Below are 14,424 nucleotides of genomic sequence, written 5' to 3'. Positions count from 1 at the left end.
CATCAGCGGTTACTGACATCATCGAGTACTGATGGGATCTCTCATGCCCGACAAGCCCTCCGTGCTCTTCGTCTGCGTCCACAACGCCGGCCGTTCCCAGATGGCCGCCGCATGGCTGAGCCACCTGGCCGGCGACCGCGTCGAGGTCCGCTCGGCGGGCTCGGCACCGGCCGACCAGGTCAACCCGGCCGCCGTCGAGGCGATGCGCGAGGTGGGCATCGACATCACCCACGAGAGCCCGAAGGTCCTGACCGTGGACGCGGTCAGGGAGTCGGACGTCTGCGTGACCATGGGCTGCGGCGACACCTGCCCCGTCTTCCCGGGCAAGCGCTACCTGGACTGGCAGCTGGAGGACCCGGCCGGCCAGGGCGTCGAGGCGGTCCGCCCGATCCGCGACGAGATCAGGAAGCTGGTCGAGGGCCTGATCGAGGAGCTCGCCCCCGAGAGGCCTTAGGCCCCAGGACCTGCCCGGCTTGATCAGGGCACCTGCCCCGGCGCCACAAAGATCCGCCGCTCCCCGATCCGATGGGGCAGCCACGTCCGGGCGTACGCGGGCGGCTGTCCGCCCAGTGTGGTCAGGGTGGCGACCGGCAGCCGTCGGGCGGTCCGTTCGATGTCCGCCCGGGTGGTGTTGGCGTTGGGACCGTTGGTCTGCCCGGAAGAACACCCGGCGTAGAAGGCGACCGGCAGGGCCTCGTACCCCGTCAGCAGGCAGGGCGGCCGTACGCCGAGCCGGTGCAGTTCGGCCGCCGTACGGGTCCAGCCCTTGCGGGCGGCGGTGCTGCGGTCCACGGTGCGCTCCAACACCACGTACTGCACCGCGAGATGCGCGGCGAGAGCGAGCGCCACGAGCGGCACGACAACCTGCCGCCGCACTCGGTTCGGGGTGGTGACCAGGTGGATGAACGCGTCGGCGACGGGGATCGACAACAGCGCGTAGGTGGGCAGCAGGAAGCGAGGCGCGGCGTATCCGATCAGGAACAGATAGGGGAAGGCCGCCGTCGCGGCGCAGGCGATGGGCAGCAGCGTGCCGGCCGTCCGCCGGGCCCGGACGGCGACCACCAGTCCGAGAGCGGCGACCAGGGGGAGGACGAACCACCAGACCATCACCGGCAAGGGCGGCATCGCCCCGCCGCACGGGCGGCACAGCGTGTCCCCGGCCAGGCTGCGCGCCTGGTCGTCGACGGCGAAGTGCCATCCCAGTCCGCCCTGGATCCGGGAGGCGTCGGCCAGTCGCTGCGCCAGGCCGCCGTAGCTGACGTACGCCTCGACGACCCACTCACCCGCCCCGGCCACCAGCCCCGCGACGAGCGCCCCCCACAGCCGCCAGCGGCCCCGGCGACGGACGCACAGCGGCAGAGCCAGCAGCGGCAGGGTGACATAGACCGCGTCCGTGGGCCGCATCCAGGCGATCAGCGCCGCGCTCACCCCCACGCCCCACAGCGCCACCAGGTCGAAGCGGTCCGCGCGAGCGTGCAGGAAGTAACCGACGCACGCCAGGGCGCCGATCGCGACCCAGTAGTTGGGCATGGCCTGCGGGCCGTAGAACAGGGTCACCCACAGCGTCGCGAACAGCGCGCCCGCCGGCACCAGCACCCGAACGGGGAACAGCCCGCGCCAGACACGCAACGCCAGAAACAGTCCGAGCCCGGACAGCAGTGCCAGATAGACCCGCAACAGCTCCGTGGACGACGACCACGAGGTGATGGGCGCGGCCAGCAGGGAGACGCCGCGGGCGCGCGGCGCACTGAAGAACGACGCCGGAGCCTGGGTACTGACCTGGCTGACGTACACCGTCTCGTCCCAGCCGAGCCCCATACCAGGGCGTACCAGGACCAACTGCGCCACCACGAAGGCACCCGCCACGAGTGCCAGCCACCCCTGGCCGCCGGTGCGCCCCGACGTACGGCCCGCCACCAGCAGGCCGCGCCCCTCGACGCCGACGAGCGGGACGTTCAAGGTCCTCGGCATCGTCCACCCTTCGCCCTTCACCCTTCGGCCCACGCCCTGCAGATCGAAGGTGAAAATCAGACAAAAACATGGACAAATTACCCCGTACCACCCAGGTATGCGGCACGAGGCAGAGCGCCAGACGGAGGAGTCGGAGCAGTTCGGAGGAGCATCGGAGTCGCCGCGCGAAGACCCGGAAGACGCATGCGGCCCGCGGCCCGCCCTGCCTCCGGCCGGGACCGGGAGCAGGGCGGCCGCGGGCCGCGGGGTCGAGCGGTTCACTCCGACGACGGTCGGCCGCTCGGCGGACGACCGAAGCCGATGTGTCAGAGCCGGATGTGTCAGAGCCGGAGCCTCAGAGGCCGTACCGGCTTTTCACATGGCGCCAGAAGTCGCGGAACATCCATTTGTCGAACTCGGTGATCTGCGCGGCGCTGCCCGCGTTCATGAGGAAGCAGCACTGACCGGTCGGCGTCCAGTCGTAGAAGTCGTCCAGGCCGAAGGTGTGGCCGACCTCGTGCAGATAGATGTGGATGTTCTCCTGGTTCAAGGCGCCGGTGAAGTACTCCTGGCCGACGCGCTGGCCCCAGTCGCCGCCGGCGCCGCCCTGGAAGCCCTTGGTCAGCCAGAGGGACTGGTCGTAGTGGCGGGCCACGCCGCCGGGGCACTTCGAGTAGTTGCCGTCCTGGTGGAAGAAGCGGCCGCAGTCCGGGGCGCACTGCGGGGCGCCGCCACCGTCCAGGAGGCCGGTGTAGATGTCGACGGAGTTGTCGGTCCACTGGAGCGTCGAGCGGTTCTTCACCGCCCAGCCGACGATATTGACCGCCACGTTGGTGTACGGCCAGGAGTTGTGGCCCGTGCCGTTGTCCACCATGGCCGCCATCCACTTGCCGAACTGCTTCTTCAGCGCGGCGTGGATCCGGTCGCGCAGCGCGGCGCTCACGGGGGCGTCGGACTCCCAGCGGACGCAGTAGTTGACGCTCCCCTTGTTGGCCATGACCTGGTCCCAGCCGTAGTTACGGAATCCGTAGAGGTCGGGGTAGGTCGACTCGACGTGCCTCCACACTTCGTTCAGCGGCTGCACCAGGTTGGCCGGCGGGTTCCACTGCTCGGCGGCCTCCGTACGGGGCGCCAGCGTGCCGGTCGCCGCGACGAGCACGGCCAGGACGGTGAGCAGACGCGCAAGGTACTTGCGCATGGTGGCTCCTCCCGGTGGGGGACGGGGTCCCGGGTGCGGAACGGGCCCCTATGGGGACGGGGGTTCCTTCCCAGGTCGCCGACCCCACCGGCAAAGGTTGCCTGCTCTGCGTACGAGGCCCTGCCGGGCGTCGACTTCCGGCCAACCGGCCGGGGGCAGGGCGACGGGCGCTTCCGGTGTGCGTTTTCGCCGGTCAGGCCGTCGCGCGGGTGAAGCGGAGGGTGGCGGTGACCGTGGCCAGGCCGCGCATCATGCCCAGCTGGTTCCAGCCCATGCCGAACTCGGCCCGGTCGACGGTCAGTTCCGCGGCCAGAGTGACCGTGCCGGCCTCCGAGCCGGTGATGCGCGCGGTGAAGGACTGCGGGCGGCTGATGCCGCGCACGGTCAGCTGCCCGGAGACGTCGACCGTGTCGCCGGCGCCCGGCACGGCGCTGCGGACGGCGAAGGTGATGTCGGGGTGCCGGTCCACGTCGAAGAAGTCGGCGGAGCGCAGATGCTTGTCGCGCTTCGCGTGCTTGGTGTCCAGGGAGGCGGCGTCGAGGGTGAGCGTGCCGCGGGCAGTGCCGTCGGCGTCGACTTCGCCGTCGCCGGTGACGGACGTGAACGTGCCGTTCACGGTGACCATGCCCCACATCGTCTTGTGCCGGACGGCGACGGTGGAGAGAGCGGCGTCGAGCTGCCAAAGGCCGGTTTCGACTGCGACGGACATGAGTGTGCTCCTGAGGGATGGGGGTGTGGACAGGGAGAAAGGAAGGAACGAGCTGCAGCAGTTCTGTGGTGGTCACCGAGTTGTTCAAAATTGGATAGCCATACGCTAGCCCGTTATCCAAATATGGACAACCGGTAGACTGGGGCATCATGGCCGACCTTCCCGACCCCGCCGAGCTGCCCGGACACGATCCATCGGGTCCCGGATGCGATCCATCGGGCGAGAGCGGGCTGCTGCCGGCCGAGTTGCGGGCCTGGATGCATCTGCTGGCCGCGGCCGGGGCCGTCGAGCAGCAGCTGCGTGCCCGCGTCAAGGACTCGCTCGGGATCTCGCACGACGAGTTCCTCGTCCTGTGTCTGCTGGCCGACCAGCCCGGGGCCGGTCTGCGGATGACACGGATCGCGGAGTTGCTGGGCCGCCCCAAGACCCGGCTGACCTATCAGGTCGCCTGCCTCCAGCACGCCGGCCTGGTCTCCCGGAAGTCGGTCTGCGGCGACAAGCGCGGTATCGAGGTGACGCTTACCGACAAGGCACGGCGGCTCCTGGGCGACGCCTCGGCCCCCCTGGCGGACGCCGTCACCGACGCCATCGCCCGAACACTCGGCCCTCACCAACGCGAAGCGCTGCGCGACCTGCTGCCGGGGACACCGGACCCCGAGCTTTAACCCTGCCCATGAGCGCCCATGATGATGATGCGTGCCCATGATGGTCATGAGTGCCCCAGACGGCCGAGCCGCAGGACATCAGGAGGTCACCGCATGCCCGAGCACCCCGAGGAACCGACGGGACGGCTGCCGCTGTCCGGTGTCACCGTCGTCAGTGTCGAGCAGGCGGTGGCGGCTCCCTTCGCCACGCGGCAGCTGGCCGACCTCGGCGCGCGGGTCATCAAGGTGGAGCGCCCGGGAGAGGGCGACTTCGCACGCCGGTACGACACCACCGTGCACGGCCAGTCCAGCTATTTCGTGTGGCTCAACCGCTCCAAGGAATCCCTCACCCTCGACCTGAAGTCGGACGCGGGCCGGGCCGTGCTGGAGCAACTGCTGGGCGGCGCCGACGTGTTCGTGCAGAACCTCGCTCCCGGCGCCGCCGCCCGGCTGGGCCTGGACGCGCCCGCCCTCGCCGACCGGCACCCGTCCCTGATCTGCTGCACCATCTCCGGCTACGGCACCAGCGGGCCGTGGGCCGACCGTAAGGCCTACGACCTGCTCGTCCAGTGCCAGACCGGCCTGGTGTCGCTGACCGGCAACGCACACGGCCCGGCCCGTACCGGGGTGTCCATCGCCGACATCGCCGCGGGCATGTACGCCTACTCCGGCATCCTCACCGCCCTCTACACCCGCGCCACCACCGGTGTCGCCCGCGCCGTCGAGGTCTCCCTCTTCGAGGCACTGGCCGAGTGGATGAGCCAGCCCGCCTACTACACCCGCCACGGCGGTATGCAGCCCCCACGCATCGGCACCCAGCACGCCACCATCGCCCCCTACGGCGCCTACACCGCCGCCGACGGCAAGGACGTGCTGTTCTCCATCCAGAACGAACGCGAATGGGCCGCCCTGTGCGAACGCTTCCTGCGGCGCCCGGAGCTGGTCGACGATCCGCGCTTCGCCACCGGGAGCGACCGCGTGGCGCACCGCGAGGAGCTCGACGCGATCGTGGCCGAGCGGTTCCGCTGCTCGGACAGTGCGGAGGTGATGAAGGTGCTGGACGGCGCGGGCATCGCCAACGCCGGGGTCAACGATGTCGAGGAGTTCCTCGCGCATCCCGTGCTCGATGCGCGGGGCCGCTGGCAGGACGTGGGGATCCCCGGGGGTGCGGCCGTGCCGGCGCTGGTGCCGCCGGTCGACCTTGCGGGGGCGGGTCCGCGTATGGACGCCGTACCCGCCGTGGGCGAACACACCGAGGCCATCCTGGCCGGGCTGGGGCACCGAGCGGCGGACATCGAGGCCCTTCGGGCCTCCGGCGTCATCTGAACCACCGGCAGTCGTGGCCGGGTTTTCCCTCCCCCAACCCCACCCCTTCCCGAAACAGGGGGCTCCGCCCCCAGACCCCCCGGTCACACTTCGACTGCGGGCCGGCCGTGGCTGGTCGCGCAGTTCCCCGCGCCCCTAAAAGCGGCGCCCACACGCGGGAAGGGGCGGGGGTGGGTGGGTGTCGTACCTCGACTGCGGGCCGGCCGTGGCTGGTCGCGCAGTTCCCCGCGCCCCTGAAGGGGCGCCCCCCTCAGCCGCAGTCGCACCGTGCCCCTGAAGGGGCACGCCCGGGGCGGGATCGGGGCGCCCGGCCGCAGTCGCCCACCGGCGGGAGGGGTCGTGTGCCGGTGCGTCATCGCCCGTCGCTTACAGCTTGTCTCAGGAGACCCGCACCTACTTACCAACTCCGGGCCGTATGCCCCCGCGGCGACGGGCGGACGTACCGGCGCACGACCCCGACCCACCACCCAGCAGCAGGCGCCCCCGCCCAACCGCCGGAGGCACCCCGCGGACGTACCGGCGCACGACCCCGACCCACCACCCAGCAGCAGGCGCCCCCGCCCAACCGCCGGAGGCACCCCGGTCAACCGCCGGAGGCAGTCGCGCGCATCATGACGCAGTCGAACTCCACCACACGCCCCGTGGCCGGTTCGCGTGTCACCGGGTACATCCCCGTGATCTCGAAGCCGCTGTCCTCGTACACGGCGACGGCCTCGTGCATGCGGGGGCTGCCCTCGTAGAGCTGGAGGAGGGCGACCTCCGACTGCATGCCCACGAACTCGTCGATCCGCTTCCCCGCGCCCCCGAACACCTCGAGGTCGTACCCCTGGGTGTCCATCTTCAGGTAGGGCCGGGGATCGGCGAGGCCGTCCAGCGCCTCCTCCATCACCGCTTCGAGGCGGCGAATCTCGATCTGCTCCGTGTTCGACTTCGCGAACCGCTTGTAGCGGCCCCGGCCGTAATCGGTCGGAGGGAGCAGGGAGTTCATGGAGTTCCAGTCCACGTGGATGTCCAGCGTGGCGTCCTCACGGCCGAGCCCGAAGTTGAACACCCACCAGTCGGGATCGTTCGCCGCCTTCTTCTGCAGTTTGGCGAACGCCGCGGAGGTGGGCTCGAAGGAAACGATTCGGCCGGTGTAGCCGAGCCGGCGCAACCGGCTGCCGTACTGCCCGGCGTTGGCGCCCACGTCGAAGACGCAGTTCACCTCGTACTTGTCCAGCAGCGCGGTCACATGATGGGCACACAGATACTCGGCGGCAGCCAGCTGGAACACGCGCTCGTCACCGGCCGAAGCCTGCGGGTCGAGCAAGAGGTGCGCCCCGGTGTCGCCGAGCCGCACGCTCTCCCACGCCCCCGCGGCCTTCGCCTGGACCTGGACCTGGGCCGGGACCTTCGCCTGGGGCTTGGACTTTGCCTTGGCCTTGGCCTTCGCACCCGCGGGCCGATCGCGGGCGATCACCCAGGTGTCCTCGCCCACCTGAGTCACCGCGTAACCGCTGTTGCGGCGGGCCAGGAGATCCGCCCCCTGCCCCACAGGGAGCCGGGTACGGCCACCACGCCGGGAAACCAGCGCGTCTCCCGGACCAAGATCGAGCACCTGCATCCCCAACTTGGGCAGCAGCTTGAGCAGTCGTCGGTAAAGGGTCTGCATCCAGACAGCCTTACACGCATACCCCGGACCGCGCCGTGGCCTCGTTGAACTGATTCCATAACTTTCTGTTCATAAGGATGGGGTTGTCGCGGCGACCAAACCCATCCTCATCCCGTCCTCATCCCTTCCTCTTACCTGCGATCTTGCGGGAAAGCCCCGGCGTTCACGCCGAGGATGAACCGCATCTCAGGATTGCTCTGACCTGCAGGCTGGAGCGGACGTTTTTGCTGCTTGATGTACTGGGGGACGATCGTCAACGGTGCTCCGCCGCACGATGCGGAGAAATACGAGGGAACCACAGGTGCCCGTGCATGATGGCGCGGTTGGTGCGGCCGGTGAACTCTCCCTCAGCCTTCGGCCGGGAGGTGCCGCCAGCCGTATCCGGCGGGCCAAGACGCTCTTGAGGCTGTTGACCAGCTTGGAGACGGCGATCTTGGGTGGGTGGCTGATCAGGAGGTGGACGTGGTCGCGTTTGCCGGTGAGCTCCTTCAGCTCCGCCTCGAAGTCCTCGAACACACTTGCTCAGATCGTGCGCAATTCCAGTGGGATGTGATCTTTTGCCGCGAGCGGCCACGAAGCATCCATACGGTGGTCGATGTGCAGCTGCGCTACAACTACCGTGCCTACCCGGATCCCACCCAGCGCCGTGCGCTGGCGAGCGCGTTCGGGTGCGCCCGCGTGGTGTGGAACGACTGCCTGCGCGACCGCAAGGAAGCACACGCGGCGGGGCTGCCGTATGTGAAGTCGGCGGACTTGTCCCGGCTGCGCATCACCCAGGCCAAGCGCACCGAGGAACGGGCCTGGCTCGCCGACGTGTCGGCGGTCGTCCTGCAACAGTCCCTCCGGGACCTCGACACCGCCTACAAGAGCTTCTTCGACAGCCTCAGGGGCAGGCGGCGGGGCCGGAAGGTGGGGCCGCCCCGGTACAAGTCGAAGAAGGACACCCGGCAGTCGATCCGCCTCAACGCCAACGCCTTTGCCCTCCAGGACAACGGCACGGTGTACGTGGCCAAGGTCGGCAACCTCAAGGTCAAGTGGTCCCGCCGGCTACCGGCCGCGCCCACGTCCCTGACCGTCATCAAGGACAACTGCGGCCGGTACTTCCTCAGCTTCGTCGTGGACACCGGGCCGGACATCCTCCCCGAGGTGCAGGCGGAGTGCGGTATCGACCTCGGCCTGTCCGCCTTCGCGGTCCTGTCCGACGGCCGGAAGATCGACAGCCCCCGCTTCCTGCGCCGGGCGGAGAAGAAACTCAAGCGCCTTCAGCGGGAGCTGTCCCGCAAGGCCAAGGGATCGAAGAACCGGGCCCAGGCCCGTATCAAGGTCGCACGCCAGCATGCCAAGGTGGCCAACCGGCGCCGGGACTGGCACCACAAGGCTTCCACGCAGATCATGCGCGACAACCAAGCGGTGTATGTGGAAGACCTCGCGGTGTCCGGTCTTGGCCGTACCCGGCTCGCCAAGTCCGTGCACGACGCGGGATGGTCCGCGTTCGTCGGCATGCTGGAGTACAAGGCGGTCAGGCACGGCCGCACCTTCGCCAAGGTGGACCGCGCTTTCCCGTCCTCTCAGGTCTGCTCGGCCTGCGGAGTCCGGGACGGCCCCAAGCCCCTGCACGTCCGGGAGTGGACGTGCGGCGAGTGCGGCACCGTGCACGACCGCGACCACAACGCAGCACGCAACGTCCTCTTCGAAGGACGCCGTATCGTCGCCGCCGGACGGGCGGAGACGCTAAACGCCTCGTGGAGCGCCGGTAAGACCAGGACGAAAGTCCCGGCACAGCGCGTTGAAGCAGGAAGCCCCCGGAAGGGTCAGACGACCCAGGCCGGAATCCCTGGACTTTAGGCCAGGGAGCACGTCAACACGCTCATGCACGAGGCCCGCCGGCCGCCGGCTCCGCCGCGTCCTCGGACTCGGCCGGTGCCGGTGCGGGCTGCCTGCCGCGCCGCGCGGCGGTCAGGCGGATGGCCAGGCGGATGGCCAGGGGTTCGGTGTAGCGGGCGGTGAGCGGACCGAGGACGACCAGGATCAGGACGTACGCCGTGGCCAGGGGCCCGAGGGACGGTTCGATGCCGGAGGTGACGGCCAGCCCGGCGATGACGATGGAGAACTCGCCGCGCGCGACCAGCGTGCCGCCCGCCCGCCAGCGGCCCTTGGCCGAGATCCCGGCACGGCGGGCGGCCCAGTACCCGGTCGCGATCTTCGTGCCGGCCGTGACGAGCGCCAGGGCGAGCGCGGGCAGGATCACCGGGGGAATGCTGGAGGGGTCGGTGTGCAGGCCGAAGAAGACGAAGAACACGGCGGCGAACAGATCCCGCAGCGGAGCCAGCAGATTGTGCGCGCCTTCGGCGACCTCGCCGGACAGGGCGATGCCGACCAGGAACGCGCCGACGGCCGCCGAGACCTGGAGTTGCTGGGCGAGCCCGGCGACCAGCAGGGTCAGTCCCAGCACCACCAGCAGCAGCTTCTCGGGGTCGTCGCTGGAGACGAAACGGGAGATGTGGCGGCCGTAGCGCGCCGCGAGCACCAGCACCAGCCCCGCCGCACCGAGCGCGACGGCCAGGGTGACGCTGCCCGCCGCCAGGCCGGTCCCGGCCAGCAGCGCGGTGATGATCGGCAGGTACACCGCCATGGAGAGGTCTTCCAGGACCAGGATGCTCAGAACCACCGGCGTCTCGCGGTTGCCGAGCCGGCCCAGGTCGCCGAGGACCTTGGCGATGACGCCGGAGGAGGAGATCCAGGTGACGCCGGCCAGGACCACCGCGGCCACCGGCCCCCAGCCGAGCAGCAGTGCCATGGCCGCGCCCGGCAGGGCGTTCAGGGCGGCGTCGACGAGTCCGGCCGGGTACTGGGTCTTGAGGTTGGAGACCAGGTCGCTGGCCGTGTACTCCAGGCCGAGCATGAGCAGCAGCAGGATGACGCCGATCTCGGCGCCGATCGCGACGAACTCCTCGCTGGCGCCCATCGGCAGCAGCCCGCCTTCCCCGAAGGCGAGACCGGCGAGCAGGTAGAGGGGAATGGGGGAGAACCGGAGGCGTCCGGCCAAGCGGCCCAACAGCCCGAGGCTCAGGATGATGGCGCCGAACTCGATCAGGAAGACAGCGGAGGAGTGCACCGACCGCTCACTCCCGTCCGAGTATCGCCGCTGCCGCCTCCACGCCCTCCCGGGTGCCGATCACGATCAGGGTGTCCCCGCCGGCCAGCCGGAAGTCGGGTCCGGGGGAGGGGATGGCCTCCGCACGGCGCAGCACGGCCACGATCGATACGCCGGTCTCGGTACGCATCCGGGTCTCGCCCAGCAGCCGCCCGTTCCAGTACGCGGTGGAGGCCAGCTGGATCCGCTCCGCCACCAGGCCCAGCTCGGTGGTGGAGAGCAGGTTCGGGCTGTGATGGGCGGGCAGCAGGGCGTCGATGACCGCCGCCGCCTCGTTCGGCGTGAGCCGCACGGACAGGTCGCAGGCGTCCGGGTCGTCCGTGCGGTACGCGCTCAGCGTCCTCCCGCCGTCGCGGTGCGCGACCACCGACAGGCGGCGCTGCTCACGCGTCGTCAGGTCGTAACGCACCCCTATCCCCGGCAACGGCGTACTGCTCAGGCGTGGAGTACCCATGACTGTTCCCCTGTCCGATGTCCCATGCGTACGGCTGCTTTCCCCATCAACCGTACGCACCGTACGCATCGGGTTCGGCGTCCGGTGCCGTGGGTGTCGGGGCAGGTCGGATTCGGCGGGACCGCCGGACGACGGGACGGCCGGACGACGGGACGACGGGACGGCCGGACGACGGGACGACGGGGCGTCAGGTGGCGGACGCCCCGCCGCGCGGTGCGGGGTGCACGGTGCGAGGTGCGCACCGCGTCAGCCGGTCACCTCTATCTGCCCGTTGGGCTGCGCGGGTGCGGCCGGCTTGCCCCCGGTGATGCCCTTCAGCAGCTCGGCGATGTCGACTCCCGTGGTGGAGCTGAGGAGTTCGACGCCCTGGGCGACGTTGTCGGCGACGGTACGTGACAGCTGGCTCGCGCCGTCCGTCGAGATCACCGTCATCTTGTCGACCGCGCTGAGCGGCTCGGACGCCTTGGCGACGACCTGCGGCAACACCTCGACCAGCATCTGAAGCACGGCCGCGTCGCCGTACTGGGAGAACGCGTCCGCCTTCTTCCGCATGGCCTCCGCCTCGGCGGCACCCTTCGCACCGATCGCGGCGGCCTCCGCCTCGCCCTCGATGCGGACCGCGTCCGCGAGCGCGGCACGGTGGGCCTTCTCGCCCTCACCGGTCAGCCGGGCCCGCTGGGCATCCGCCTCGGCCTCCTTGACCAGGGCGATCCGACGCGCCTCGGCCTCCTGCTCGGCCTGGTAGCGGGCGGCGTCGGCGGGCTTGCGGACCTTGGTGTCCAGCTCGCGGTCGGTCAGCGCGGCCTGCCGTGCGGCGACCTTCTCCTGCTCGGTCAGGACCTCCTGGCGGCGCGCCGCCTCGGCCAGCGGGCCGGCGGCCGCGGCACGGGCCGCCGCCTCGTCCGTCTCGGCCTTGATCTCCGCCGTCTTGAGGGCGAAGGTCCGCTGCGCGATCGCGATCTCCTCCTCCGCCTTCAGCCGCGCCTGCTCGGCGGCGCGCCGGGCCACCGCCTCCGCGATGTCCGCCTCCTGCTTGGCCCGCGCGGCCTCCGGCCGGCCCAGGTCCTCCAGGTAGGAGCCCTCGGTGGTGATGTCCTGGATCTGGAAGGCGTCGAGCACCAGGCCCTGCCCGGACAGGCTCGCCTCGGCCTCCTCCGCGACCTGCCCGGCGAACGCGGCACGGTCACGGATGATGTCCTCCACCGACATCCGGCCGACGATGGAGCGCAGCGCGCCGGAGAGCACCTCCTGGGTGAAGCCGACGATGCCGTCCTGCTGCATCAGGAACCGCTGGGCGGCGGCGCGGATGGAGTCCTCGGTGCCGCCGACCTTGACGATGGCGACGCCTTCGAGGTTCGCCTTGACGCCGCGCAGCGTGACCGCGCCGCGCACCGCGATGGGGATGTGCCGCGAGGACAGGTCGAGCGTGAACTTCTGCTGCACGAACGGCACGACGAACACGCCGCCGCCGACCACGACCTTCTGCCCGCTGTTGTCGGTGAACACCCGGCCCGTCGACGGGTCGGTGGCCTTCTTGCCCCGCCGGCCGGTGACGATGAACGCCTCGCTCGGGCCGGCCACCTTGTAACGGGTGACGACGACGAGTGCGAGCAGCACGACGAGGACGACGACTCCCACGACGGCTATGAGGACTGGACTCATGATGACTTCCCTTTTGCCATCCCCCCGGACGGCGGATCAGCGCGAATGATGTGCGGTGAACAGGTGGATCGGCACGCCTGACGCGTGGCCGATCGCTACGAAAGCGACCGCTGCGAAGCCGGTCGTTACGAAGCCGATCGTTTACGAATTGGTGTGCGGCGATACGGCCGCGGGTCAGCGCTGGACGGGGCGGACCGCCACCGACGTCGGCGACAGGTTTTCCTCGACCCAGATCTCGGCGCCCCGCGCCACCGGAACGGCGCTCTTGGCCGCGTACTTCACCGGCTGGCCAGCGAGGTAGACCAGCACCTCGCCGTAGCCGTCGGCCGGGATCGCGGTGACCACGGAGCCCGAGGAGCCGACCAGGTCCTCACCGCGCGGGGTGGTGGCGGGCTCGTCCCGCATCAGGGCCCGGCTGAACTTCCAGGTCAGCCAGCCCGCCCCGGCACCCGCGCCGACGCCCGCGGCAAGGGCGGGGCCGGTCCCGAGCCCGGTCGTCCCCAGGACGAGCGCGCCGCCGAAACCGAGCATCGACACGAACCCGGCGATGACCGGCAGCGACAGCAGCCCGTCGAAGAGGGCGTCCAGAACACCGACCCCGTCGAAGAGCCCTTCGAGCACGCCGTCGAAGACGAGCGCCAGGACCAGCAGAACGAGCCCCCCGATGCCGAGACCGAGAAACACAGTCATCCGGCCAACCTCCCCCGTGTGCGCCGATGGCCCCCGCCGACCGGCGTCCTTCAGGTGCGTAAGTTCTCACACATTGCCGTTCTCCGGCAGTATTCGGCCAGGAGCGATGAGCCAGGGGTACCGACCGACCCGACGCTCACGCTCGGGTACTTACGGCAGGATCAGCCCATGACCGACCGCGAACGCGAACGCGACCACCCCATCCGCGTCCTCATCGCCGACGACCAGGACATGGTCCGCACCGGCTTCCGTTTCTTCCTGGACGCACAACCGGACATCACCGTGGTCGCCGAGGCGGCGGACGGGGAACAGGCGGTGGCGCTGGCCCGCGAGGTCAGGCCGGACGTGTGCCTGCTCGACATCCGCATGCCGAAGCTGGACGGCCTGGCGGCGACCCGGCTGCTGGCGGGCCCGGACGTCCCGGACCCCATGCGGGTCGTCGTGGTCACCACCTTCGACCTCGACGAGTACGTCTACGGAGCCCTGCGCGGTGGCGCCTGCGGCTTCCTCCTGAAGGACTCCGGCCCCACTCTGCTCGCGGAGGCGGTTCGCGCCGCCGCGGCCGGCGACTCCCTGGTGTCCCCCTCCGTCACGGTCAGGCTCCTCAAGCACGTGACGGCCCCGACGACCACCTCGGCGCCCCCGGCGCCTACGCCGGCACAGCCCCAAGAGCCGCTCACCGACCGCGAGCTGGACGTCGTCCGCCTGGTCGCCCTCGGTCGCACCAACGCGGAGATCGCCGCCGATCTGTACGTCTCCCTGTCCACCGTCAAGACCCACCTCGCCAGCGTCCAACTCAAGCTGGCCGCCCGGAACCGCGTCGAAATCGCGGCCTGGGCCTGGCAAACGGGGAACGCGACGCCGACCGCGTGACACCGATTTCGTGACACCGATTTCGTGACGCGCCCCGTTCTACCGGGATCCGCACCCTGGTTAATTCGTACTGAAATTCGATAAGTTGCTGCCCACCCCACCCCGTCCACCCC

At 70.3% G+C, this 14,424-nt stretch carries 13 protein-coding genes and 1 pseudogene; 5 read left to right on the top strand and 9 right to left on the bottom strand.

From position 1 onward, the window contains the following. Positions 1-43 precede the first annotated feature (43 nt). A complete protein-coding gene (locus FE633_RS06730) occupies positions 44-454 on the top strand; it encodes an arsenate reductase ArsC (protein WP_138044178.1) in 411 nt (136 codons plus the stop codon). Positions 455-477: 23 nt separating this feature from the next. Here FE633_RS06730 and FE633_RS06725 read toward each other — a convergent pair whose 3' ends face one another. The 3 genes from FE633_RS06725 to FE633_RS06715 form a co-directional block, all read right to left on the bottom strand. Next, the gene (locus FE633_RS06725) at positions 478-1,971 is read right to left on the bottom strand and encodes a hypothetical protein (protein ID WP_246113468.1); all 1,494 of its coding nucleotides are present in this window, start codon (positions 1,969-1,971) and stop codon (positions 478-480) included. Between the two features lie 334 nt (positions 1,972-2,305). After that, a complete protein-coding gene (locus FE633_RS06720; RefSeq protein WP_138044177.1) occupies positions 2,306-3,148 on the bottom strand; it encodes a hypothetical protein in 843 nt (280 codons plus the stop codon). Between the two features lie 193 nt (positions 3,149-3,341). Next, positions 3,342-3,857 carry a YceI family protein gene (locus FE633_RS06715; RefSeq protein WP_138044176.1) on the bottom strand — a complete coding sequence of 172 codons (516 nt, stop codon included), beginning with the start codon at positions 3,855-3,857 and terminating at the stop codon, positions 3,342-3,344. Positions 3,858-4,006: 149 nt separating this feature from the next. On the opposite strand from FE633_RS06715, the gene FE633_RS06710 reads away from it, so the two are divergent. Further along, positions 4,007-4,522, top strand: coding sequence for a MarR family winged helix-turn-helix transcriptional regulator (locus FE633_RS06710; protein WP_138044175.1), 516 nt, complete (start codon positions 4,007-4,009; stop codon positions 4,520-4,522). A 93-nt stretch (positions 4,523-4,615) separates the two neighbouring features. Then, a complete protein-coding gene (locus FE633_RS06705) occupies positions 4,616-5,827 on the top strand; it encodes a CaiB/BaiF CoA transferase family protein (protein WP_138044174.1) in 1,212 nt (403 codons plus the stop codon). A 583-nt stretch (positions 5,828-6,410) separates the two neighbouring features. On the opposite strand, the gene FE633_RS06700 is transcribed toward FE633_RS06705, so the two are convergent. Both FE633_RS06700 and tnpA read right to left on the bottom strand, forming a co-directional pair. Beyond that, complete coding sequence (locus FE633_RS06700) at positions 6,411-7,478, bottom strand: FkbM family methyltransferase (protein WP_138044173.1); 1,068 nt, start codon at positions 7,476-7,478, stop codon at positions 6,411-6,413. 215 nt (positions 7,479-7,693) lie between these two features. Next, positions 7,694-8,000: pseudogene (gene tnpA / locus FE633_RS49695) on the bottom strand (IS200/IS605 family transposase); the annotation flags it as partial. Between the two features lie 75 nt (positions 8,001-8,075). On the opposite strand from tnpA, the gene FE633_RS06690 reads away from it, so the two are divergent. Then, a complete protein-coding gene (locus FE633_RS06690; RefSeq protein ID WP_138044311.1) occupies positions 8,076-9,323 on the top strand; it encodes an RNA-guided endonuclease InsQ/TnpB family protein in 1,248 nt (415 codons plus the stop codon). Between the two features lie 22 nt (positions 9,324-9,345). On the opposite strand, the gene FE633_RS06685 is transcribed toward FE633_RS06690, so the two are convergent. The 4 genes from FE633_RS06685 to FE633_RS06670 all read right to left on the bottom strand — a co-directional run bounded on the left by FE633_RS06685 (position 9,346) and on the right by FE633_RS06670 (position 13,438). Then, positions 9,346-10,593, bottom strand: a complete 1,248-nt coding sequence (locus FE633_RS06685; protein WP_138044172.1) for a cation:proton antiporter — start codon at positions 10,591-10,593, stop codon at positions 9,346-9,348. A 7-nt stretch (positions 10,594-10,600) separates the two neighbouring features. After that, positions 10,601-11,086, bottom strand: coding sequence for a cation:proton antiporter regulatory subunit (locus tag FE633_RS06680; protein WP_138044171.1), 486 nt, complete (start codon positions 11,084-11,086; stop codon positions 10,601-10,603). Positions 11,087-11,332: 246 nt separating this feature from the next. After that, positions 11,333-12,748, bottom strand: coding sequence for a flotillin family protein (locus FE633_RS06675; protein WP_138044170.1), 1,416 nt, complete (start codon positions 12,746-12,748; stop codon positions 11,333-11,335). 174 nt (positions 12,749-12,922) lie between these two features. Beyond that, positions 12,923-13,438, bottom strand: a complete 516-nt coding sequence (locus FE633_RS06670) for a hypothetical protein (RefSeq protein WP_138044169.1) — start codon at positions 13,436-13,438, stop codon at positions 12,923-12,925. 168 nt (positions 13,439-13,606) lie between these two features. Between FE633_RS06670 and FE633_RS06665 the strand changes: the two genes are divergently transcribed. Beyond that, positions 13,607-14,311, top strand: coding sequence for a response regulator transcription factor (locus FE633_RS06665; protein ID WP_138044168.1), 705 nt, complete (start codon positions 13,607-13,609; stop codon positions 14,309-14,311). The last annotated feature ends 113 nt before the right edge of the window (positions 14,312-14,424 follow it).

The sequence above is a fragment of the Streptomyces montanus genome, assembly GCF_005786655.1.
GTDB classification, from domain to species: Bacteria; Actinomycetota; Actinomycetes; order Streptomycetales; family Streptomycetaceae; genus Streptomyces; species Streptomyces sporangiiformans.
This window is presented reverse-complemented; position numbering and strand designations above follow the sequence as displayed.